Origin of the sequence: Couchioplanes azureus (assembly GCF_014648355.1) — a bacterium.
Taxonomy (GTDB): domain Bacteria; phylum Actinomycetota; class Actinomycetes; order Mycobacteriales; family Micromonosporaceae; genus Actinoplanes; species Actinoplanes azureus.
The window spans coordinates 680901-704134 of sequence record NZ_BMQY01000002.1 but is presented as its reverse complement, the minus strand read 5'-3'; the positions used below and the strand labels follow the sequence as shown (position 1 = coordinate 704134).

17 protein-coding genes, 1 tRNA gene and 1 pseudogene are annotated in these 23234 nt (G+C 73.0%); 13 read left to right on the top strand and 6 right to left on the bottom strand.

What is annotated here, in order from left to right; genetic code table 11:
• Positions 1-12: 12 nt before the first annotated feature.
• Entirely contained in the window at positions 13-300 is a 288-nt protein-coding gene (locus tag IEY99_RS10235) for a hypothetical protein (RefSeq protein ID WP_229798427.1), read from the bottom strand.
• Positions 301-653: 353 nt separating this feature from the next.
• Between IEY99_RS10235 and trpC the strand changes: the two genes are divergently transcribed.
• The 5 genes and pseudogenes from trpC (at position 654) to IEY99_RS10210 (ending at position 5892) form a co-directional block, all read left to right on the top strand.
• Entirely contained in the window at positions 654-1457 is an 804-nt protein-coding gene (gene trpC, locus IEY99_RS10230; RefSeq protein ID WP_189202198.1) for an indole-3-glycerol phosphate synthase TrpC, read from the top strand.
• Between the two features lie 76 nt (positions 1458-1533).
• Positions 1534-2775, top strand: coding sequence for a tryptophan synthase subunit beta (gene trpB / locus IEY99_RS10225; RefSeq protein WP_189201721.1), 1242 nt, complete (start codon positions 1534-1536; stop codon positions 2773-2775).
• Positions 2772-3578, top strand: a complete 807-nt coding sequence (gene trpA / locus IEY99_RS10220) for a tryptophan synthase subunit alpha (protein ID WP_189201719.1) — start codon at positions 2772-2774, stop codon at positions 3576-3578. Before trpB ends, trpA begins: the two co-directional genes overlap by 4 nt.
• A 34-nt stretch (positions 3579-3612) precedes the next feature.
• Positions 3613-4683 (top strand): prolipoprotein diacylglyceryl transferase, encoded by a 1071-nt coding sequence (gene lgt / locus IEY99_RS10215; protein ID WP_189201717.1) that lies wholly within the window; start codon positions 3613-3615, stop codon positions 4681-4683.
• 16 nt (positions 4684-4699) lie between these two features.
• Positions 4700-5892 (top strand): annotated as a pseudogene (locus IEY99_RS10210) (FAD-dependent oxidoreductase).
• Between the two features lie 22 nt (positions 5893-5914).
• On the opposite strand, the gene IEY99_RS10205 reads toward IEY99_RS10210, so the two are convergent.
• Together IEY99_RS10205 and IEY99_RS10200 are read right to left on the bottom strand one after the other, a co-directional pair.
• Complete coding sequence (locus tag IEY99_RS10205; RefSeq protein WP_189201716.1) at positions 5915-6838, bottom strand: TerD family protein; 924 nt, start codon at positions 6836-6838, stop codon at positions 5915-5917.
• A gap of 335 nt (positions 6839-7173) precedes the next feature.
• A complete protein-coding gene (locus tag IEY99_RS10200) occupies positions 7174-7503 on the bottom strand; it encodes a winged helix-turn-helix transcriptional regulator (protein ID WP_229798495.1) in 330 nt (109 codons plus the stop codon).
• Between the two features lie 109 nt (positions 7504-7612).
• Here IEY99_RS10200 and IEY99_RS10195 point away from each other — a divergent pair, with 109 nt between their 5' ends.
• Positions 7613-8647 (top strand): NAD(P)H-dependent flavin oxidoreductase, encoded by a 1035-nt coding sequence (locus tag IEY99_RS10195; protein WP_229798425.1) that lies wholly within the window; start codon positions 7613-7615, stop codon positions 8645-8647.
• Positions 8644-9366: an HAD-IA family hydrolase gene (locus IEY99_RS10190; RefSeq protein WP_189201712.1), complete on the top strand. Its 723-nt coding sequence runs from the start codon at positions 8644-8646 to the stop codon at positions 9364-9366. The genes IEY99_RS10195 and IEY99_RS10190 overlap by 4 nt, the downstream gene beginning before the upstream one ends.
• A 142-nt stretch (positions 9367-9508) precedes the next feature.
• On the opposite strand, the gene IEY99_RS10185 is transcribed toward IEY99_RS10190, so the two are convergent.
• Positions 9509-10390, bottom strand: a complete 882-nt coding sequence (locus IEY99_RS10185) for a GNAT family N-acetyltransferase (RefSeq protein ID WP_229798423.1) — start codon at positions 10388-10390, stop codon at positions 9509-9511.
• Positions 10391-10517: 127 nt separating this feature from the next.
• Between IEY99_RS10185 and gltB the strand changes: the two genes are divergently transcribed.
• The 4 genes from gltB (at position 10518) to IEY99_RS10165 (ending at position 19208) form a co-directional block, all read left to right on the top strand.
• Positions 10518-15089 (top strand): glutamate synthase large subunit, encoded by a 4572-nt coding sequence (gene gltB / locus IEY99_RS10180; RefSeq protein WP_189201710.1) that lies wholly within the window; start codon positions 10518-10520, stop codon positions 15087-15089.
• Entirely contained in the window at positions 15082-16560 is a 1479-nt protein-coding gene (locus IEY99_RS10175) for a glutamate synthase subunit beta (protein ID WP_189201708.1), read from the top strand. The genes gltB and IEY99_RS10175 overlap by 8 nt, the downstream gene beginning before the upstream one ends.
• Before the next feature lie 339 nt (positions 16561-16899).
• On the top strand, positions 16900-18336 hold the full coding sequence (gene pyk, locus IEY99_RS10170; RefSeq protein WP_189201706.1) for a pyruvate kinase: 1437 nt from the start codon (positions 16900-16902) through the stop codon (positions 18334-18336).
• Complete coding sequence (locus IEY99_RS10165) at positions 18333-19208, top strand: acyl-CoA thioesterase (RefSeq protein WP_189201703.1); 876 nt, start codon at positions 18333-18335, stop codon at positions 19206-19208. The genes pyk and IEY99_RS10165 overlap by 4 nt, the downstream gene beginning before the upstream one ends.
• Positions 19209-19397: 189 nt before the next feature.
• Here the strand turns inward: IEY99_RS10165 and IEY99_RS10160 are convergent, their stop codons facing one another.
• Together IEY99_RS10160 and IEY99_RS10155 are read right to left on the bottom strand one after the other, a co-directional pair.
• Positions 19398-20783, bottom strand: a complete 1386-nt coding sequence (locus tag IEY99_RS10160) for an HdeD family acid-resistance protein (protein WP_189201701.1) — start codon at positions 20781-20783, stop codon at positions 19398-19400.
• A 119-nt stretch (positions 20784-20902) separates the two neighbouring features.
• Positions 20903-20979 (bottom strand) — tRNA-Leu (locus IEY99_RS10155).
• A gap of 217 nt (positions 20980-21196) precedes the next feature.
• Here IEY99_RS10155 and IEY99_RS10150 point away from each other — a divergent pair.
• Complete coding sequence (locus tag IEY99_RS10150; RefSeq protein WP_189201699.1) at positions 21197-21814, top strand: ANTAR domain-containing response regulator; 618 nt, start codon at positions 21197-21199, stop codon at positions 21812-21814.
• Positions 21815-22032: 218 nt separating this feature from the next.
• Complete coding sequence (locus IEY99_RS10145; protein ID WP_189201697.1) at positions 22033-23196, top strand: branched-chain amino acid ABC transporter substrate-binding protein; 1164 nt, start codon at positions 22033-22035, stop codon at positions 23194-23196.
• The last annotated feature ends 38 nt before the right edge of the window (positions 23197-23234 follow it).

Genomic DNA, 23234 nt, shown 5'->3' with positions numbered 1-23234 from the left:
GGCCGGGAAATGTCAGCGGGCGGAGACCAGCGCGCCGGGGGCCGTCGCCGGCCGCGGGGTGGCGCCCTGGCCGGCGTTGCGCCGGCGGGGCCGGGCGGCGAGGGTGGCCACGAGCGCGTCCATGTCCGCGCGGGCCTGGGCACGGGCGCGGTCGGCGCACATCGCGGCCCAGGCGTTGCCCTGGGCGGTGCGCACGTTCTCCTCCCCGACGAGCCTGCGCTCCACGCCGGCGATCAGCACGGCGGCATACGAGACGACGGTGCGGGAGACGGCGGCGAAGCGGTTCTCGTCGCTGGACATGGTCACCTCCACAGTGCTCGCGTGGGGCCCGCGGGGCGGGACACCGCGGACCAGTCTGCCCGAGTCCCATGGTGCCGGAGTCGTATTTCCGAACGATGACACGACCGTCAACGCAGCGGGTCGTCAGCCGATCATCCAGGGGGTCCCAGCTGGTCGCCGGAGGCGTCGGGGGAGGATGTGACCGAGGAGACAAGCTCGGTCCGGCAGCGCATTATGCCGCAGCCCACCTCGTGAGGCGCGCCATACCCCGGGCGGCTGGACACGTCGGCGGCCACCTAGCATCGGGCCGAGGACACCCGGAGAGGGGAGTCGTTTAGGTGACATCCGATCAGCGTGGTGCGGGATCGCAGAACGTGCTCGAGGAGATCCTGGCGGGGGTGCGCGAGGACGTCGCGGCCCGCCAGGAGCAGGTCTCGCTCGAACAGGTACGCGAGCTCGCGGCGGCGGCCCCGCCGGCGATCGACGCGTACGCGGCGCTGCGCAAGCCCGGTGTGGCGGTCATCGCCGAGGTCAAGCGGTCATCGCCGTCGAAGGGCGCCCTGGCCGACATCCCCGACCCGGCGGAGCTCGCGGGCGAGTACGCGGCGGGCGGTGCCCGCTGCATCAGCGTGCTGACCGAGGGCCGATGGTTCGGCGGCTCGCTGGACGACCTGGCCGCGGTGCGGGCGGCGGTCGAGGTGCCGGTGCTGCGCAAGGACTTCGTCGTCTCCAGTTACCAGGTGCACGAGGCCCGCGCCCACGGTGCCGACCTCGTGCTGCTCATCGTGGCGGCGCTCGAGCAGAACGTCCTGGTCGGCCTGCTGGAGCGGATCGAGTCGCTGGGTATGACCGCGCTCGTCGAGGTGCACAACGAGGAAGAGGCCGACCGGGCACTGGACGCCGGCGCCCAGGTCATCGGGGTGAACGCCCGCGACCTGCGCACGCTGGAGGTGGACCGGTCCGTCTTCGAGCGGATCGCGCCCGGCCTGCCCAACAACGTCGTCAAGATCGCCGAGTCGGGGGTGCGCGGCCCGCACGACCTGATCCGGTACGCGTCGGCCGGCGCCGACGCCGTCCTGGTCGGCGAGGGGCTGGTGACCAAGAAGAGCCCCCGCGACGCGGTGGCCGAGCTGGTGAACGCGGGCAACCACCCCGCGACGCCGAGGCCGGTCCGATGAGCGCCCGGAGGGAGCGAATCATCAGGCTCAGTGCGCTTGTGCCTCATGGCGGTCCGGAGCGAAGCGGAGGACCGGCATGAGCGCCCCGGTCCTTCCTGACCTGACCGGGCACTTCGGCAGGTTCGGCGGGCGTTTCGTCCCCGAGGCGCTCGTGCGGGCGCTCGACGAGCTGGACGCGGCGTACCGGGAGGCCAAGAGCGACCCGGTCTTCCAGGACCGGTTCGCCGGCCTGCTGCGCGACTACGCCGGCACGCCCTCGCTGCTCTACCGGGCCGAGCGGCTCTCCGCGGAGCTCGGGGCGGAGATCCTGCTCAAGCGCGAGGATCTCAACCACACCGGCGCGCACAAGGTACGCAACGTGCTGGGCCAGGCCCTGCTCGCGAAGCGGATGGGCAAGCCGCGGGTGATCGCCGAGACCGGCGCCGGGCAGCACGGCGTCGCCAGCGCCACCGCGGCCGCCCTGCTCGACCTCGAGTGCGTCGTCTACATGGGCCAGGTCGACATGGACCGGCAGGCGCTCAACGTGGCGCGGATGCGGATGCTCGGGGCGACCGTGGTGCCGGTGACCAACGGCTCGCGGACCCTCAAGGACGCCCTCAACGAGGCGCTGCGGGACTGGGTGGCCAGCGTCGAGACCACCCACTACCTGCTCGGCACGGCCGCCGGGCCGCACCCGTTCCCGGAGATCGTCCGGGACTTCGTCGGCGGCATCGGCACCGAGGCGCGCGAGCAGTGCCTGACCGGGCTGGGCCGGCTGCCCGACGCGGTCGCCGCCTGCATCGGCGGCGGCTCCAACGCGATCGGCATCTTCCATGCCTTCGTCGGCGACGAGGGGGTCCGGCTCTTCGGCTTCGAGGCCGGCGGCGACGGCGTCGCGACCGGCCGGCACGCCGCGTCGATCACCGGCGGCTCGACCGGGGTCCTGCACGGGACCCGCACGTACGTGCTGCAGGACTCCGACGGCCAGACGATCGAGTCGCACTCGATCTCGGCGGGCCTGGACTACCCGGGCGTCGGGCCGGAGCACGCCTGGCTGCACGACACCGGCCGGGCGGTCTACGAGCCGGTCACCGACGCCGAGGCGATGGCCGCGTTCCAGCTGCTCTGCCGCACGGAGGGCATCATCCCGGCGATCGAGAGCGCGCACGCCCTCGCCGGTGCCGCCCGCATCGCGCCGCGGCTGGCCGAGGAGCTCGGGCGCACCCCGACGATCGTGGTCAACCTGTCCGGGCGCGGCGACAAGGACGTGCACACCGCCGGGGCCTACTTCGGAATCCTCGACGAGCGCGAGGTTCTCGTACCGGGGGAGCAGGAGTGAGTATTTCCGAGACCTTCGGCAAGGCGCGGGCCGAGGGACGGTCGGTGCTGGTCGGGTGCATGCCCGCCGGCTTCCCGACCGTCGACGACAGCATCGCGTCGATGGTCGCCATGGCCGAGGCCGGCTGCGACGTCATCGAGGTCGAGCTGCCCTACAGCGACCCGGTGATGGACGGCCCGGTGATCCAGAAGGCCTCCGACATCGCCCTGGCGGGCGGCGTACGCACCCGGGACACGCTGCGCATCATCGAGGCGGTCGCCGGCACCGGCGCCACCGTCGTACTGATGACGTACTGGAATCCGATCGAGAAGTACGGCGTGGACGCGTTCGCCCGCGACCTCGCCGCGGCCGGAGCGACCGGGATGATCACCCCGGACCTGATCCCGGACGAGGCCGCGGAGTGGATCGCCGCGTCCGACCGGCACGGGATCGACCGTACTTTCCTGGTCTCGCCGTCCTCGACGGACGAGCGCCTCGCGATGACCGTCGCGAACTGCCGCGGCTTCGTCTACGCCACCGCGCTGATGGGTGTCACCGGCGCCCGCACCTCGGTGTCGTCGCAGGCGCCGGAGCTGGTCGCGCGGGTCCGTGCGGCGGACCCGGAGATGCCGGTCGGCGTCGGGCTGGGCGTCGGTACCGGCGCGCAGGCGGCCGAGGTGGCCGCGTTCGCCGACGGGGTGATCGTGGGCAGCGCGCTCATCCGCTGCGTGCTCGACGCCCCTGACCTGGCCACGGGACATCAGCGGCTGCGCGCGCTCAGCGCGGAGCTGGCCGCGGGCGTACGGGAGGGCAAGCCCTCCTGACATCGCCGGCAGGAATCGGCGGTAGGGTGCGCGCGTGACCCTCGCCGCAATCCCCAGTCCCGCGACGTCGGTGTGGCACGTCGCCGGCATCCCGATCCGGGCGTACGCACTCTGCATCGTCGCCGGCATCGTCGTCGCCGTCCTCGTGATGGAGCACCGCCTGCGCCGCCGCGGGGTGGCGCCCTGGGCCTCGCTCGACATGGCCGTGTGGGCGGTGCCGTTCGGCATCGTCGGCGCGCGGATCTACCACGTGCTCACCTCGCCGGGCGACTACTTCGGCGACGGCGGCCAGCCCATCCGGGTGTTCCAGATCTGGGAGGGCGGCCTCGGCATCTGGGGCGCCATCGCCGGTGGCGCGCTCGGCGCCTGGCTGGCCGCCCGCCAGCTCGGCATCCCGTTCGCGGTGTTCGCCGACGCCCTCGCGCCCGGCCTGCCGCTGGCCCAGGCGGTCGGCCGGCTCGGCAACTGGTTCAACAACGAGCTGTACGGCAGCGTCACGACCCTGCCGTGGGGCCTGCGCGTGCACGACATGGACCGCGCCGACCCGGGCCACGCCACGGTCATCGACGGCAAGCCGGTCACGCTGCCGGACCTCTACCATCCGACCTTCCTGTACGAGGCGGTCTGGGACGTCGGCGTGGCGTTGTTCGTCTGGCTGCTGGACCGCCGCTTCAAGTTCGGCCGGGGCCGCGCGTTCGCGCTGTACGTGATGGCCTACACGGTGGGCCGCTGCTGGATCGAGATGCTGCGCATCGACGACGCCAGCAAGTTCTTCGGCGTCCGCCTGAACGTCTTCACCTCGATCGTGGTCTTCCTGGGGGCGCTGACGTACTTCCTCCTGGTCAAGGGCCCTCGCGAGTACGTCGTCCCGATCGACGCCCCGGAGACCGAGCCGGTCGACGAGCCGGCCGGCGACGTGAGCCAGGTCGACGTCGGCGCCACCGAGCGGGTCGCCACCACCCCCAAGGCCTATCAGGTCGTCAGCGAGGAACGGTTCCGGGCGTACGAGCGTACGGGCGTGCTGCCGCCCCTCCCGGAGCCGGCCGCCTCACCGGCCGACGACGACTCGCACCCGGCCGCCTCCACGTCCGCCGACGAGCGCTAGCGACCGGGCCGGCGACATGCGCACGGCCGTGGTGGTGGGAGCGGGCATGGCGGGCCTCGCCGCGGCCGGCGCCCTCGCCCGCGACGGCTGGCAGGTCACCCTCCTCGAACGCGGCGAGCGGGTGGCCGCGCCGCCGACCGCGCTGGTGCTCTGGCCGAACGGCCGGCGCGCCCTGGAGTCGCTGCACCCGGAGGGCGGCTGGCCCGCCATCGCCGCGCCGCTGCCGACGGCGGCGTCCGCCGCCCCGACGGCCAGTGGCTGGTCACACCGCACACCCGGACCGGCACGGGCCTGGCGACGCCCGCCGCGGTGCACCTCGGGGACCTGTACGACGCCCTGATGGCCGGCCTCGGCGACCGCGTGGACCTCCGTACCGGCGTGGAGGTCACCCGGGTCCGGGTCCGGCGCGCGGCCCGCCCGGCGGTCGGCGACGCCCGGACGCTGGTCGAGGCCGACCTGATCGTCGCGGCCGACGGCATCGACAGCCCGGTCCGACGCTCGCTGGCCCCCGAGGCGGTCGCCGTGGGCTCCGGCTTCGCCGCCTGGCAGGCGGTCGTGCCCGGCTTCCGCGCCCCCGCCCTGCCTCCGGAGCACCGCGCCGGCGGCGAGACCCTCGGCGCGGGCTACCGCTTCGTGTCGGTGCCGCTCGGCGACCGCGCGGCCGGCCGCGGCGGCATCTACTGGGTGGCGACCGCGGCGGGCGCACCCCGCCCGGAGCCGCCGGCGACGCAACTGACGCTGCTGCGCCGGTGGTTCGCCACCTGGCACGAGCCGATCGGCGAGCTGCTCGCCGCGACCCGCCCCGAGGATCTGGTCCCGCAGGAGGTCCGGGAACTGCGACCGCTGCCCCGCACGTACGGCTTCCGCTGCGGCCCCGGCGGCGTCGTCCTGCTCGGCGACGCCGCCCACGCCATGCCCCACCACCTGGGCCAGGGCGCCTGCCTGGCCTTCGAGGACGCGGCGACGCTGCGCTCCCTGGTCGCGACCGCGGAGCCGGGTGCCGCCCTGGGCCAGGCCGTCGAGGCGTACGACCGGGTCCGCCGGCCGCGCACGACCACGGTGGTCCGGCAGAGCCGGCGGATGTCCGCCGTGGTCCAGGCGCGGGGCCGCCTGGCGCTGCGCGCACGGGACGCGGCGCTCGGCTCCCTGCGGCCCCGGATCCTCGGCCAGGCCCACGGTCTCGCCGCGGACTGGCACCCGCCGGACTAGCGCCGTACCGGCCCGGAGGCGCTCAGAGCAGGTCGGCGAGGAGCTTCTCCGGGTGCAGGGCGTCGTAGGTGCAGTCCGCGCTCGTGCCGAAGGTGATCGTCGCCTGTTCCGGGTCGTCGACCAGCGTGGCGCCGCGGACCCGGGCGTGGCGCAGGGCCAGCGCCGCGATGCTCGTCTTGGTGTGGCGCCGCCCGGCCACCGCGGACACCAGGGTGGCGATGTCCCGGCCGTCCTGCTCGACCCGGGCCCGCGGCCGGGCGTCCAGGTAGACGTCCACGTACAGGATCTCGTGGGTGTCCAGGTCGAGCAGCATCGGCACGGCGTAGCGCCTGCGGCCGGTCAGTGCGAACGCGTTGGCCACCGTGGCCGGGTCGAACACGCGGTTCCGGCTGGTCGCATCGTCGCGCAGCATCCATCCCACGTACGCCTCGGCCAGCGCCTCGAACGCCGGCCCGGCGTAGCGGAACACCACCGGCACCAGGTAGCGCCAGCCCCGCGCGCGTCCGATCCGGGCCGCCCTGGCCAGGTCGATGTCGATGAACTCCTCGGCGCCGTCCGGCGCGGAGGTGAGGTCGCCCGAGTGGGTCAGCACCCCGTTGCCGAGGTTGGTCCAGGACACCTGGTCGGCGATGCCGAACGACGCGTCCAGCGCGATGCAGGACAGGTCGAGGTCGCTGGTGCGGCCGGCCTCCCGCCAGTGGACGAACAGCCGTACGACCTCGGCCCGCCCGGCGGGCAGCCGGCTGCCCCGCTCGACCTGCACCAGCCCCTGTGCCGTGGCGCGGAGCTGGTCCGGGAGCAGCAGCCCGTCCAGGCCCGGCGCGACGTGCACGGTCTCGCCGTACCAGCCGCCCTTGGCCGCGATCCGCGCGTCCACCGCGGCGTCGACCGCGGCGAGCAGTTCCTCGCGGAAGTCCTCCGGTACGGCGAGGTGCCCGACCGCCACTCGCTCTGCAGCATCGCGTAGACGAACTGCCCTTCCCAGCCACCCTTGAACAGCAGGCTGTCGACGAAGTGGGCCTCCTGGCGCATCCCCAGCCGCCGCAGGAGCGCTCCCGACGCGCTGTTGCCCGTCACGCAGCGACCGACGATGCGGTGCAGGTCGATCCGCTGCACGGCGGCCGCGACCTCGTCCCGGGTCCGTGCGTGCCACGGCAGGTAGCGCGCCACCGCGGGGTCGCCCTGGTAGGCCCAGACGTCGTCCACGCCGCCGGCGGTGAACGGCCGCAGTTCCAGCCGGGCGGTTCTCCTCGGGGCGACGGCACACGACATGCCGACATGCTACGTATCGAGATCACGCCGGGATGCGTGCGCGGTCGTCCGCTCGTGCGGTTCCTGGCCGGCGAGGGCTGCGGCCCAGTCGTCGGACCACCGGACCAGCGGGCGCAGGGCTCGGTAGGCCGCGTGCCCGAGCGGGCTGAGGGCGTACGCGGCGTCGGGATGCTGTTCGACGATGCGGGCCTCCAGCAGCTCGGTCAGCCGTTGCCGCAGGACGCTGGACGACATGTTGTCGCAGCGCTGCCGCAGGGCCCGGAAGCCGAGCGGGCCGGGCTGCAACTCCCAGACGACGCGCAGGCTCCACCGCCGTCCGAAGAGGTCCAGCGCCGCCATCAAGGGGCGCCCGGTACTCGACCCGCGTACCGGTCTGCCCGGCCTGGGCGCCGTCATCGCCTGCCCGATCCCTTCTCCACTGCTTCGGTTTCCGATACAGTACCGCCTCGTGGATGATTCGCTTTCCGAATCGCTCGGGCGCGGGTTGCGCACCGACCTCAGCGCGCGGCTCGGCATCGCGGTGCCGGTGGTGCAGGCGCCGGTCGGCTCGGCGGCGGCGCCCGGGCTGGCCGCGGCGGTGTCCGCGGCCGGCGGGCTCGGGATGCTGGCCCTGACCTGGAGCGGAGCCGGCCGGGCACGCGACGGCGTCCGCGCGGTGCGACGGCGGACCCACCGGCCGTTCGGAGTCAATCTCGTGCTCGACTTCCCCGTGGACGACATCCTGGCGGTCTGTCTGCAGGAGACGGTCCCGGTCGTCTCCACCTTCTGGGGAGATCCGGCATCCGTCAGCCGGCGGATCCGCGACGCCGGTGCGCTGCACATGCACACGGTCGGCAGCGTGCCCGAGGCGCTGCACGCCGCCGCCTGCGGCGTCGACGTGATCGTCGCGCAGGGCTGGGAGGCCGGCGGCCACGTGCGCGGTACGACCACCACGATGGTCCTGGTGCCGGCCGTCGCCGACGCGGTGCACCCGATCCCGGTGATGGCCGCCGGCGGCATCGCCGACGGCCGAGGTGTCGCCGCCGCCCTCGCCCTCGGCGCGCAGGGCGTCTGGCTGGGAACCCGCTTCCTCACCGCGACGCAGGCCCGCACCCACCCGCGGTACCGGGAACGTCTCCTCGCCGCCGGCGCCGACGACACCGTGCACACCCGCTGCTTCGACGGCGGCTGGCCCGGCGCGCCGCACCGCGCCCTGCGCAACACCACGGTGCAGCGCTGGGAGGCCGCCGGCTGCCCTCCGGCGCCGGGGCGGCCGGGCGAGGGCGACGTGCTGACCGTCGACGACGAAGGCCGCCCCCATCGCCGGTACGAGGACCTGATCCCGCTGCCGGGCATGACCGGCGACGTCGCGGACATGGCCCTCTACGCCGGCCAGTCGGTCGCACTGGTCCGCGACATCCGCCCCGCGGAATCGCTCGTCTCCGAGCTCACCGCACAGACCCTCGACGTCATCGCAGGGCTGCGTCGCACGGCGCGACCATGAGCCTCCCACCGTCCACCGGCCACGACGCCGCCGTGCTGTTCGACGTCGACGGCGTGCTCGTCGACTCCTACCCGGCGTACCGTCGCATCTGGGACCGCTGGGCCGTGCACCGCGGCCTCGACCCCGCGACCGTCTGGTCGCACACCCACGGCCGCCGGCCGGTCGACACCATCGCGGCGGTCGCCCCCCTGCTCGACCCGGAAACCGAATACCGCCTGGTACGCGCCTTCATGGCGGACGAAGGCGACGCCTTCCCCGTGTACCCCGACGCGCGGCACGTGCTGAACGCCGTCCGCCGGTTCCGGTGGGGAGTGGTCACTTCGGGCCGTACGCCGACCGTGCTGCACCGCCTCCGGGCGGGCGGCCTGCCCGACCCGCCGGTCCTGGTCGACAGCACCCAGGTCGCCGCGGGCAAGCCGCACCCGGAGGGCTACCTGCGCGCCGCCGGACTGCTGCGCACCGCACCGCGGCGCTGCCTGGTCGTCGAGGACGCCCCGGCCGGGATCCGGGCCGCCCGCGCGGCCGGAATGACGGTCATCGCCCTCACCACCACCCACCCCCGCGACCAACTGACCGCCGCCCACCACATCACCGACACTTTGGGCGCCGCAGCCCCTCTCATCCAGGAATGGCTTGCCGCACCGCATTGGACAAGGTTCACCGCGGCGGGGTCGAAGTTCCAGCCCTGGGCCACGGCCGAGCGGAGTCGCCGCGCATAGGTGCCGGTCAGGGCGGCCTCGTCCGCCCCGGCGTTCTGCCCGGTTGCCACGGTGACGAAGTCGTCGCGGTCTCGCGTCACGGCGAACACCGTGAGCGCGGCATGATCGACCAGTCGATCCTCCCGGTGACCGGGGGCGCCGGTCAGACCGGTGCGACGGCCGGGGAGCCGATGCAGGCCGTGCCGACCCGGCGGAAGCCCACCCGGGAGTAGAGGCGGGCCGTGTCGTCGTCGCCGGCCGAGAGGAACACCAGGTCGTCGCCGGCCTCGAGGGCGCGGCGGGCCAGGCTGGCGGTCAGCTGCGACGCGTAGCCGCGGCGCCGGGCGGACGGGAGGGTCGCCACGCCCACCACCTCGGCGACGCCGCCCACGCGTTGCACCGAGCCGGTGGCCAGGATGCCCAGGGCCGGGGACTCGACGACCGCGGTGAGGAAGCGGCCCGACGCGTGCCGGCGGGCCTGGTCGGCGACGACGTCCTCGCTCGGGGGCGGGGCCGCGTCCCGCTCTGCGGGATCGGCCGGCTCCACCACCAGCGCCCCGGCCCGGTCGGTGGCCGGGGCGGCCCCGGTCGCCGACGCGGGCGCGCCGAAGCCGAGCTGGGCCACGGCCCGGCTGGCCGCGATGTCGGCGGCGAAGCCCGGAGACGCCGGGTCGAGGAAGCGGATGGCGGCGCCGGTGACGGGCAGGTCCGGCACCAGCGCGGCCCGGTCGAGCACCATCAGCGGGGCGAGCAGCACGTCGAGTCCGGCCGAGCGGGCCACCGCGAGCAGGTCGGGAGTCGTCTCGTGCACCCATTCGAAGGCCTCGGGGACGCCGAGCTCCCGCTGCCGGGACCGCACGGCGGTGACGTCGGCGGCGGACGGTGTCGTGCCGCCCAGCCGGGGCCTGGCGTAGTACGGCCAGCCTGCCCCTTCGCGGATGAAGAGCACGAACTCGCCGATGTCCTCCGTGACGGTGGCATCGCGGGGCACGGAATCGTAGAAACGTTCCAGCCGGGGGAACATGTCGGTATCCTCTAGCGCCACCGCGCGAGACTACCGAACCCGGCACCACAAAGTGTGATCCATCCGTACCTGGCGGAGATCGGTGACTACTAACGTAGTATCGAGAGACTCTGCTGGGCCGACGTCGTCCCGACCTGAAGCAAAACCCGTGACGATCGGAGGCCCGGTGGCTGTTCCGCACCCCCAGGGTTTGTACGACCCGCAGCACGAGCGCGACGCGTGCGGTGTCGCCTTCGTCGCCGATCTGCACGGCCGGCGATCCCACGATGTGGTAGCCAAGGGTCTGTCCGCGCTCATCCGCCTGGACCACCGGGGTGCGCGCGGCGCCGAGTACAACACCGGCGACGGCGCCGGCATCATGATCCAGGTCCCGGACGCGTTCCTGCGCGAGGTGGTGGACTTCGCGCTGCCCGCTCCGGGCGCGTACGCGACCGGCCTGGTCTTCCTGCCCACCGACGCCTCCGAGGCGGCCCGCGCGATCGCGGTCTTCGAGAAGTACGCCCTGGTCGAGGGCGGCGACATCCTCGGCTGGCGCGACGTGCCCGTGGACCCGTCCGGGCTGGGCGAGACCGCCGAGGCCGCCCGGCCCGCGATCAAGCAGGTCTTCCTGGCCGCGCGCCGGCTCACCGGCACCGGGAACGGCAAGGCGGGCGAGCAGCTGTCCGGCATCGAGCTGGACATCGTCGCCTACTGCATCCGTAAGCAGGCGGAGCGGGAGACCCAGCAGCGCGGCATCGGCGCCTACTTCCCGTCGCTGTCCGCCCGCACCATCACCTACAAGGGCATGCTCACGCCGGACCAGCTCCCGGAGTTCTTCCCGGACCTGACCGACGAGCGGGTGGCCAGCGCCATCGCCCTGGTCCACTCGCGGTTCTCGACGAACACGTTCCCCTCGTGGCCGCTGGCGCACCCGTACCGGTTCATCGCCCACAACGGCGAGATCAACACGATCCGCGGGAACCGGAACTGGATGGCCGCCCGCGAGGCGCTGCTCGCCTCTCCCGCCCTGCCGGGCAGCATCAAGCGGCTGTTCCCGGTGTGCACCCCGGAGGCCTCCGACTCGGCCAACTTCGACGCCGTGCTGGAGCTGCTGCACCTGGCCGGGCGCAGCCTGCCGCACGCCGTCCTGATGATGATCCCCGAGGCGTGGGAGAACGACCCGGGCATGGACCCGGCGCGGCGGGCGTTCTACCGCTTCCACGCCAGCCTGATGGAGCCGTGGGACGGCCCGGCCAGCGTGGCGTTCACCGACGGCACGGTCATCGGCGCGGTCCTCGACCGCAACGGCCTGCGCCCGGGCCGCTGGTGGCACACGAGCGACGGGCTGGTCGTGCTCGGCTCCGAGGCGGGCGTACTGGACCTCGACCCGGCCACCGTCGTCGCCAAGGGGCGGCTGCAGCCCGGCCGGATGTTCCTGGTCGACACCGCGTCCGGCCGCATCGTGCACGACGACGAGATCAAGGCCGAGCTCGCCGCCGAGAAGCCGTACGACGAGTGGCTGCACGCCGGGCTGATCGACCTGCGTGACCTGCCGCCGCGCGAGCACGTCATCTACACGCACGACTCGGTCATGCGCCGCCAGCAGGTCTTCGGCTACACCGAGGAGGAGCTGAAGATCCTGGTGGCGCCGATGGCCCGGGCCGGCGCCGAGCCGCTCGGCTCGATGGGCACCGACACCCCGATCTCCCCGCTGTCCACCCGGCCGCGGCTGCTGTTCGACTACTTCCACCAGCTCTTCGCGCAGGTCACCAACCCGCCGCTGGACGCGATCCGCGAGGAGCTGGTGACCAGCCTGTCGTCCACCCTCGGGCCGGAGGGCAACCTGCTCGACCCGGGACCGGCGAGCTGCCGCCAGGTGGTGGTGCCGTGGCCGATCCTCGACAACGACGAGCTGGCCAAGCTGCTCTCCATCGACGAGGACGGCGACCTGCCCGGCTTCAAGGCGGTCCGGGTCTCCGGTCTCTACCCGCTGCGCGACGGCGCCGAGGGGATCAAGGCGCGCCTCACCGAGATCTGCCGGCACGTCTCGGAGGCCATCGAGGACGGCGTGCGCATCCTCGTGCTGTCCGACCGCGACTCCAACGCCGACCTGGCGCCGATCCCGTCGCTGCTGCTCACCGCCGCCGTGCACCAGCACCTGGTGCGGGAGCAGACCCGCACGCAGGTCGCGCTCGTGGTGGAGAGCGGCGACTGCCGGGAGGTGCACCACGCGGCCGTGCTGATCGGGTACGGCGCCGCCGCGGTGAACCCGTACCTGGCCTTCGAGAGCGTCGAGGACCTCATCGCCACCGGCCCGCTCGCCGGCATGGAGGCGGGCAAGGCGATCGGCAACTACGTCAAGGCGCTCGGCAAGGGCGTCCTCAAGATCATGTCCAAGATGGGCATCTCCACCGTGTCGTCGTACTGCGGCGCCCAGGTGTTCGAGGCGGTCGGCCTCTCCGACGAGCTGCTGCAGCGCTACTTCGCGGGCACCTCGGGACGCATCGGCGGGTCCGGGCTCGCCGAGATCCACGCCGAGGTCGCGGCGCGGCACGCGAAGGCGTACCCCAGCAACCCGGCCGAGCGCAGCCACCGCCGCCTCGAGGTCGGCGGCGAGTACCAGTGGCGCCGCGAGGGCGAGATCCACCTGTTCAACCCGGAGACCGTGTTCCTGCTGCAGCACGCCACCCGCTCCCGGCAGTACGACGTCTTCCGCCAGTACACGGCGAAGGTCGACAGCCTGGCGGCCGAGGCGGGGTCGCTGCGCGGGCTGTTCCGGTTCCGCTCGGACCGCCCGGCGATCGACATCAGCGAGGTCGAACCGGCGAGCGAGATCGTCAAGCGGTTCGCCACCGGCGCGATGTCGTACGGCTCCATCTCCGCCGAGTCGCACGAGACGCTGGCGATCGCGATGAACCGCCTCGGCGGCAAGTCCAACACCGGCGAGGGCGGCGAGGACGTCGAGCGCCTCTACGACCCGGTCCGGCGCTCGAGTGTCAAGCAGATCGCCTCCGGCCGCTTCGGCGTGACCACGGAATACCTGGTCAACGCCGACGACCTGCAGATCAAGATGGCGCAGGGCGCGAAGCCCGGCGAGGGCGGCCAGCTGCCCGGCAACAAGGTGTGGCCGTGGATCGCCAAGACCCGGCACGCCACCCCGGGCGTCGGGCTGATCTCCCCGCCGCCGCACCACGACATCTACTCCATCGAGGACCTGGCCCAGCTCGTCCACGACCTGAAGAACGTGAACCCGGCTGCGCGCGTACACGTGAAACTGGTCTCCGAGATCGGGGTCGGCACCGTCGCGGCGGGCGTGGCCAAGCTCAAGGCCGACGTGATCCTGATCTCCGGCCACGACGGCGGGACCGGCGCGTCACCGCTGAACTCGCTCAAGCACGCCGGCTCGCCGTGGGAGCTGGGCCTCGCCGAGGCCCAGCAGACGCTGCTGCTCAACAAGCTGCGCGACCGGGTCACCGTGCAGGTCGACGGCCAGCTCAAGACCGGCCGGGACGTGGTCGTCGCGGCGCTGCTGGGCGCCGAGGAGTTCGGCTTCGCGACCGCGCCGCTGATCGTCTCCGGCTGCATCATGATGCGCGTCTGTCACCTGGACACCTGCCCGGTCGGCATCGCCACGCAGAACCCGGTGCTGCGCGAGCGGTTCACCGGCAAGCCCGAGTTCGTGGAGAACTTCTTCCTGTTCCTCGCCGAGGAGGTCCGCGGCTACCTGGCGGAGCTCGGCTTCCGCAGCATCGACGAGGCCATCGGGCACGCCGAGGTGCTCGACGTGGCCCCGGCCGTGCAGCACTGGAAGGCCCAGGGCCTCGACCTGTCCCCGCTGCTGTACGTCCCGGAGCTGCCGGAGGGCGCCGCCCGGCGCGGCGTCGTCGCGCAGGATCACGGCCTGGAGAAGGCGCTGGACAACGAGCTGGTCGCGCTCGCGCAGCCGGCGCTCACCGACGGCCGCGAGGTCCGCGCCGAGCTCACCGTGCGCAACGACCACCGCAGCGTGGGTGCGATGCTCGGCGGCGAGGTCGCCCGGCGCTACGGCGGCAACGGCCTGCCCGACGACACCATCGCCTTCACCCTGCGAGGCACCGGCGGCCAGTCCTTCGGCGCGTTCCTGCCGCGCGGCGTGACACTGCGGCTCATCGGCGACACCAACGACTACGTCGCCAAGGGCCTCTCCGGCGGCCGGGTCGTGGTGCGGCCTGCCGAGGAGGCGCCGTTCGCCGCCGAGGAGAACATCATCGCCGGCAACACCATCCTGTACGGCGCCACCGCCGGCGAGGTGTTCCTGCGCGGCCGCGCGGGGGAGCGGTTCGCGGTGCGCAACTCCGGCGCGTCGGCGGTCGTCGAGGGCGTCGGCGACCACGGCTGCGAGTACATGACCGGCGGTGTCGTGGTGGTGCTCGGCGAGATCGGGCGCAACTTCGCCGCCGGCATGAGCGGCGGCAAGGCGTTCGTGCTCGGCCTGGACCAGAGCCGGGTCAACCCCGAGCTGGTCGACCTGGCGCCGCTCACCGGCGACGAGCGGGAGCTGCTGCACGAGCTGGTGCGCAAGCACCATGCCGAGACGGGATCGGCGGTCGCGCAGCGGCTGCTGGCCGACTGGTCCACCGCGGTGGCGGAGTTCACCGCCGTGGTGCCGCGGGACTACAAGCGAGTGATGGAACTGATCAAGACCGCCGAGGCTGCCGGTCGCGACGTCGACGAGGCGGTCATGGGGGTCTCTCGTGCCTGATCCGAACGGTTTCCTGCGCTACGAGCGCCAGCTGCCGGCCCGGCGCCCGGTGCCGGTGCGCATCCGCGACTGGCGGGAGGTCTACCCGCCGGCCGGCGAGGAGCTCATCCGCGACCAGGCGACGCGGTGCATGGACTGCGGCATCCCCTTCTGCCACGAGGGCTGCCCGCTCGGCAACCGCATCCCGGACTGGAACGACCTGGTGCGCACCGGGGCCTGGGCGTCGGCGGCGGAGAGCCTGCACGCCACCAACAACTTCCCGGAGTTCACCGGCCGGCTCTGCCCCGCGCCGTGCGAGGCGGCCTGCGTGCTCGGCATCGCCGACGACCCGGTCACCATCAAGCAGGTCGAGGTCGAGATCGCCAACCACGCCTTCGACCACGGGTACGTCCGGCCGCAGCCGAGCCCGACCCGCTCCGGCAGGTCGGTCGCGGTGGTCGGCTCCGGACCCGCCGGGCTGGCCGCCGCGCAGCAGCTGGCCCGGGCCGGGCACGCGGTGACGGTCTTCGAGCGCGACGACCGCATCGGTGGCCTGCTGCGCTACGGCATCCCGGACTTCAAGCTCGAGAAGGACCGCATCGACGCCCGGCTCGCGCAGATGGCGGCCGAGGGCGTGCTGTTCCAGACCGGCGTGAACGTGGGCGTCGACGTGACCGCCGAGGATCTGCGCGAGCGCTTCGACGCGGTGCTGCTGACCTGCGGTGCCCTCGCCGGGCGGGACACCCCCGAGACGCCCGGGCGGCAGCTCGCCGGCGTACACCTGGCCATGGACCATCTCGTCCCGGCCAACCGGGTGGTCGCCGGTCTGCAGGAGTCGACCCCGATCGACGCGCGCGACAAGCACGTCGTGATCATCGGCGGCGGCGACACCGGCGCCGACTGCCTCGGCGTCGCCCACCGCCAGGGCGCGGCGAACGTCATCCAGCTCGACCAGTACCCGCTGCCGCCGCAGGTCCGCGCCGCCGACCTGCACCCGTGGCCCACCTGGCCGGTCATCCTGCGCAACTACCCGGCGCACGAGGAGGGCGGCGAGCGCGTCTTCGGCGTGGCGGTGCAGGAGTTCGTCGACGACGGGCGCGGCAACGTCTGCGCGGTCCGTGTCGCCGACGTCGTCGTGGAGCGGGTCGACGGGCGCCGTACGGTCACCGTCACCCCCGGCTCGGAGCGCGACCTGCGCGCCGACCTGGTCCTGCTCGCGATCGGCTTCGAGGGTACGGAGCAGCAGCCGCTGCTGGAGCAGTTCGGCGTGACCCGCAACGCCCGCGGCGCGGTGGACGCCGACGCGAACTGGCAGACCTCGGCGGACGGCGTGTTCGTCGCCGGCGACATGCACCGCGGCGCCTCGCTGATCGTGTGGGCGATCGCCGAGGGCCGGTCGGCGGCCGCGGCGATCCACCGCTACCTCGGCGCGCCCGGCGAGCTGCCCGCACCGGTACGCCCGTCCTCGCAGCCCCTGGCCGCCGCCCGCTGACAGCCGCGGGCGGGGAACGGCCTCGCGGCCCGGCCCGCCCGCGCCCGTCCCGGCGCCCGATCGCCCCGACCGTCCACGGTGACCCGGCGCCGGGCCGCCCCGGCCCCGCTCCAGGCGATACGGACGGGGTCTCGAGTGGGTGCGGGGACGATCCGGTGAGGATGGGAAGTGGGATGCGCGCGATCCGGCCGGCGGACGCCCGATAAGCTGGCCCTGCGGTCGATGACGCCCGCTGTGCCGGCGCAGCGTCCCCCGAGGGAGAGACCTCGCCGTCACCCGCAGTTCAGCATCCCGACCGGGTGTCGGCCTGGGGGCCGATGCGAAAGAGAGACTAGCCTGATGGCTGTGACACGCCGCGCAAAGATCGTCTGCACCATGGGCCCCGCCACCGCCTCGCCCGAGCGCATGCTCGGCCTGGTCGAGGCGGGCATGGACGTGGCCCGGATGAACTTCAGCCACGGCAGCCACGAGGACCACCAGAAGATCTACGAGCTGGTGCGGACGGCCGCGCGGCAGACCGGGCGGGCCGTGGCGGTCCTCGCCGACCTGCAGGGGCCGAAGATCCGGCTGGGCAAGTTCGCCGACGGCCCGCACGTGTGGAACACCGGCGACGTGGTGACGATCACCAGCGACGACATCCTGGGCATCCGGGAGCGGGTCTCCTGCACCTACCAGCGGCTCCCGCAAGAGGTCAAGATCGGCGACCGGCTGCTGATCGACGACGGCAAGGTGGCCGTCGAGGTCTCCGCGGTGCAGGGCCCCGACATCCGGTGCCTGGTCACCGAGGGCGGCCCGGTCTCCAACAACAAGGGTGTGTCGCTGCCCAACGTCGCCGTCAGCGTGCCGGCGCTCAGCGACAAGGACGCCGAGGACCTGCGCTTCGCGCTGCGGCTCGGCGTCGACCTGGTGGCCCTGTCGTTCGTGCGCTCGCCCGACGACATCAAGCTGGTGCACCAGATCATGGCCGAGGAGGACCGGTTCGTCCCGGTCATCGCGAAGGTCGAGAAGCCCGAGGCGGTCACCCACCTCGAGGCGATCGTGCTGGCCTTCGACGGCGTCATGGTCGCGCGCGGCGACCTCGGCGTCGAGCTGCCGCTGGACGAGGTGCCGCTCGTGCAGAAGCGTGCGGTGCAGCTCTGCCGGGAGAACGCGAAGCCGGTCATCGTGGCGACCCAGATGCTCGACTCGATGATCGAGAACTCCCGGCCGACCCGGGCCGAGGCCTCCGACGTGGCCAACGCCGTCCTGGACGGCGCCGACGCGGTCATGCTCTCCGGCGAGACCTCGGTCGGCAAGTATCCGGTGCTCACCGTCAGCACCATGGCGAAGATCGTCACCACCACCGAGAACGGCGCCCTCGGCGTGCCGGTCCTGCAGCACGACCCGCGTACCCACGGCGGCGCCCTGACCGTGGCGGCCTCGCGCATCGCCCGCAACATCGGGGCCAAGGCCCTGGTCGCGTTCTCCCAGACCGGCGACACCGTGCGCCGCCTCTCCCGGCTGCACTGCGAACTGCCACTGCTCGCGTTCACGCCGGTCGCGGCGGTCCGCGACCAGCTCGCCCTCTCGTGGGGGGTCGAGACCTTCCTGACCGACTTCGTCGAGCACACCGACGACATGTTCCGCCAGGTCGACCAGAGCATGCTGGGCCTCGGCCTGGCGAAGCCCGGCGACTACGTGGTGGTCGTCGCCGGCAGCCCGCCGAACGCGCCCGGCTCCACCAACACCCTGCGCGTGCACCAGCTGGGCTCGCTCGTCGACCCGAGGACCGTGTGAGCGCCGACCGGGGCCAGGCCGCGGTCGACCAGCTGCTCGAGGTGCTCGACCTCAAGCAGCTGGACGCGGACCGGTTCCAGGGGGAGAGCCCGCAGACCGGCGCCCAGCGCGTCTTCGGCGGCCAGGTCGCCGGCCAGGCCCTCGTCGCCGCGGGCCGGACGGTCGATCCGGAGCGTCCGGTGCACTCACTGCACGGCTACTTCGTGCGTCCGGGCGACCCCACGGTCCCGATCGACTTCTCGGTCGAGACGATCCGCGACGGCCGTTCCTTCTCGGTGCGCCGGTGCACGGCGCGGCAGCACGGCAAGGCCATCTTCCTCATGTCGGCGTCGTTCCAGGTGGTCGAGGAAGGCCTGGACCACCACGCGGCGGCGCCCGAGGGAGTGCCCGGCCCGGAGGAGGTCCCGACGACCCGCGACTGGCTCGCCAAGTACCCGGAACGCCGGGCGGCGCTGAGCTTCGGCCCCCAGGCGATCGACGTGCGCTACGTGAACACCCCCGGCTGGGTGCCGCCGGGCGACCGTGACGCTTCCAAGGAGCAGCGCGTCTGGATGCGCATCAACGGCAGGCTGCCCGACGACCCGCTGATCCACGCGTGCGCGCTGACCTACGCGTCGGACCTGTCGCTGCTGGACTCGGTGCTGTCGGTCCACGGCGAGGTGTGGGGCCCGGGCGGCGTCATCGGGGCGAGCCTGGACCACGCCTTGTGGTTCCACCGGCCGTTCCGGGCCGACGAGTGGTTCCTCTACGACTGCCGCAGCCCCTCGGCCAGCGGCAGCAGGGGACTGGCCAGCGGCCGGATGCTCACCCGCGACGGGGTCCACATCGCCAGCGCGGTCCAGGAAGGGTTGCTGCGCCGCATCGGTGCCTGACCGGCTCCCCGGCCAGCGGATCCGCAAGGGACCCGGCTTCCGCGAGGGGCCCGGCTTCTCCGAGGGACCCGGCTTCCGCGAGCGGCCCGGCTTCCCCGAGCGGCCCGGCTTCCGGGAGGGGCCCGGCCGGAGCGGGACCCGGCCCGGCGACTGGCCGTCATGCGGTCCCACCCCGGCGGGCAGGGGAGATCAGTCCACCAGCCGCCCTCGCGTGATGATCGACGTGTCGTCCATGCCGGGCATCGCGGCGCGCGTGGCCTGTGCCGTCGGGTCCAGCAGGGGCAGTGCCCCCTCCGCGCCCGGCGGCTGCTGCCGTCCGGTCGCGGTCGTCCCCAGGTTGCTCGCGGCGTTCGCCGGCGGGGCGAAGTTGCTCCCGGCGTTGCGGGGCGCGCCGGCGTTGCCGCCGGCGTTACCGGGCATGGCGAAGTTGTTCCCGGCATTGCCGGGCGGCGTCCCGGCGCCGGTCGGTGCGTGGGCCGTCGCGTCCCCGGGCCGGCCCGCGCTCTCCGGGGCGGCGGCCCGCGCCGCTCCTTCTCCATGGCCGGTCCACTCCTGGCCGTGGGCGGTCCCGGGCCGCGACCCGATCTCCGGCGGCCCCGGCCGCTCCGCGCCCGGCGAGCGGGGCGGCAGCTCCGCGCCCTCGGCCGTGTCCGGCACCTCGACCCGCTCCGCCTCGGCGGCGTGCGCCGCCGCGCCGGGGATGGCCGCGCCGGTCACGCCGGCCAGCGCCAGCATCGCGTCCAGATCCGCGGTGGTCCGCAGCACCTCGTCGTGGAAGCTGCCCGTGCGCCCGCCGGCCGGCGCCGGGCCCGCGCCGGCCTGACCCGGCCGGGAGCCGGACAGATCGTTCATCCCCGCGGCGGAGGCGCGCGGCATGGCCCGGTGCCGCGGTCGCGACCCGTGCGCGGGCGCCTCCTCGAAGTCCGTCATGCCCGCCGAGTAGCCGGCCACCCCGACCGCGCGCTCGGCGGGAAGCTCCTCCAGCAGCCGCCCGGCCCGCGCCAGCGCCGAGGCCTCGCGCAGCCGCAGCGACGCCACCAGGTCCGCGACCCCGCGGATCAGCGCCGCCCCGCCGAGGATGACGGCGACCATCTCCGCCGTGCGCGCGAACGAGCCGGCGGCGAAGAAGCCGAGCCCCAGCTCGGCGAGGCCGACGACGGTGAGCAGGCCCCAGATCCGGTCGGTCTCCCGGGTCATCATCGAGATCGCGAGGTCGGCCGCGCCCCGGACCATGAGGTACCAGCCGATGAGCGCCGCCGGCGTCGTCCAGGTGTCGCTCCCGTCGCTCATCAGGACCGCCCCGGTGGCGGCGAACAGCAGGGCCATGCCCGCGTTCAGCCACCACGTGCGCGTCCCGGCGAGGGCGCGTACCGCCTCGGTCAGCGCGGCGAACAGCACGACCGGCCCGGCCACGTCCGCGATGTCGGCGGGCTCGAGGCGCAGTACGCTCCAGGCGATCGCCAGCCACGCCACCCCGGCGAGCAGAAGGAACCCCCACATCCCGTCTCGCACGACGGTCAGGGGCGACGAGCCGGACCACAACATGAAGCCTCCTGGCAGTGCTGGTACTGCCATGACAACATCGTGGACCCCGGCGAACCGGCCTTTCCCGGAAACCCGGGACGTCCGCCGGTCGCTGGGGTAACCCTCGCCGCAGGAACACCACCGTTCCCGCGGCCCGCAGGGCCGGTGCCTGGTGTCCCCGGTGGGATTCGAACCCACACTGAATGGATTTTGAGTCCATCGACTCTGCCGATTGGTCTACGGGGACGAGTCGTGCCCGGCCGCGCCGGGCCGGAGTACACCCTACCCACTCCAGCCCCAGGGCGGACATCCGGATACCGGAGTGTCGGAACGGGACCGGATCAGGGAATTGGGGGCCCGGTCACTGCGTGGCGGGCCGCTGCCCGGCACCCTCTACGCTGTCAGGGACGATGTCCGGATACCCGGATGTCGCGAGTTCGCAGAGCGGTGGGGATAGGAGTTCCGTGGCCGACACGCAGGCGGGTGCCGAGCGCAGGCGGGTGTTGATCGCCGAGGACGAGGCTCTCATTCGGCTGGATCTGGCCGAGATGCTCGTGGAGGAGGGTTACGAGGTCGTCGGGGAGGCGGGCGACGGCGAGACCGCCGTGCGGCTGGCCGAGGAGCTGACCCCGGATCTCGTCATCCTCGACATCAAGATGCCGATCATGGACGGCCTGGCGGCCGCCGAGCGCATCGCCGGCGCCCGGATCGCGCCGGTGGTCATCCTCACCGCCTTCAGCCAGCGCGACCTGGTGGAGCGGGCGCGGGCAGCCGGCGCGATGGCGTACCTGGTGAAGCCGTTCCAGAAGTCGGACCTGGTGCCGGCGATCGAGATCGCGCTTTCCCGCTACGCGGAGATCGCCGCGCTGGAGTCCGAGGTGGCGGGGCTCACCGACCGGCTGGAGACGCGCAAGTCCGTCGAACGCGCCAAGGGCGAGCTCATGACCAAGTATTCGATGACCGAGCCGCAGGCGTTCAAGTGGATCCAGCGCACCGCGATGGATCACCGGATGACGATGCGTGAGGTCGCCGACCGCATCATCGCCGAGGGCCAGGAGCCCGCCAGCCCTACCGCTGAGTAACCGCACCTGCCCCAGGGACTGCCTGTTTGTTACACCTTTCTCGTCCCTGCATCACCGGACGTAACGGTTCGGTGAATGCCCGTGTGAACCCTTACGAGTTCACTGGAAGGTGGGATAGCGTCCGGCCCCATGACGGGCGGCGTTGTGTCGTGGAGCACTGCAAGTGCCAATCGACCTGCGGTGGCTCGGTGGGTTCGGTATGGAGGAGGGTTCCAACCTTGAGGCAGGTTCTCGCACGAGCCATCGGCGGACTGGCCGTGATCGGCCTCGTCGCCGGTGCCGCTGCCTGCAACAGCAGCAGCAGCTCCAACGGCACGGCCAGTGGTAACTGCGGCTACAAGCTCGCGTTCTTCGGCGCCCTGACGGGATCCGCTGCGAACCTCGGTGTGAACATCGAGCAGGGCTTCGAGCTCGCGATCCAGCAGTACAACACCAAGAAGGGCTCCGAGTGCATCACGGTGGCGAAGTTCGACTCGCAGGGCGAGCCGGCCGTCGCACCCGGTGTCGCTCGTAACCTGGTCGCCGACAAGAAGATCCTGGGCATCGTGGGCCCGCCGTTCTCGGGTGAGTCCGAGGCCGCGGACCCCATCTTCGAAGAGGCCGGCATCCCGACGATCACCCCGTCCGCGACGCGTACCTCGCTGTCGTCGAAGGGCTGGAAGACGTTCCACCGCGCGGTCGCCAACGACGACGCGCAGGGCCCGGCGGCCGCGAACTACATCAGCGACGTGCTGAAGGCCGAGAAGGTCTTCGTCGCCGACGACCAGTCCGCGTACGGCGCGGGTCTGGCCGAGGTCGTCAAGACCAAGCTGGGCGCCAAGGTCGTCGACACCGACAAGACCGAGGCGGACGGCAAGCAGACCGACTTCTCGGCGGTCGTGCAGAAGGTCGTGGCCTCCAAGGCGACGGCGATGTTCTACGGCGGCTACTACCAGAACGGTGGCCTCATCCGCAAGCAGCTCAGCGCTGCGGGCTGGAAGGGCACGCTGGTCGGTGGCGACGGCATGAAGGACCCGGGCCTGGCCAAGGCCGCGGGCACCCAGGCCGCCGTCGGCACGGTCGTCACCTGCCCCTGCTCCCCGCCGGAGAAGGCGGGCGGCACGTTCGTCGCCGACTACAAGGCCAAGTGGAACGTCGACGCGGGTACGTACAGTGACGTGGCCTACGACGCCGCGAACATCTTCCTGGCGGGTATCGACGCCGGCAACACCACCGTCGAGAAGATGAACACCTACCTCTCGTCGATCAACTACACCGGCATCGCGAACACGTACAAGTTCACCTCGACCGGTGAGCTGGACCCGGCGTCCATCAAGGTGTGGGCGTTCAAGTTCGACGCAGCGGGCAACACGGTCGCCGACCAAGAGGTCAAGACCGCCTGATTCTGTAGTAACTCTCTGTAGGGCCGGTGTGGCCGGAT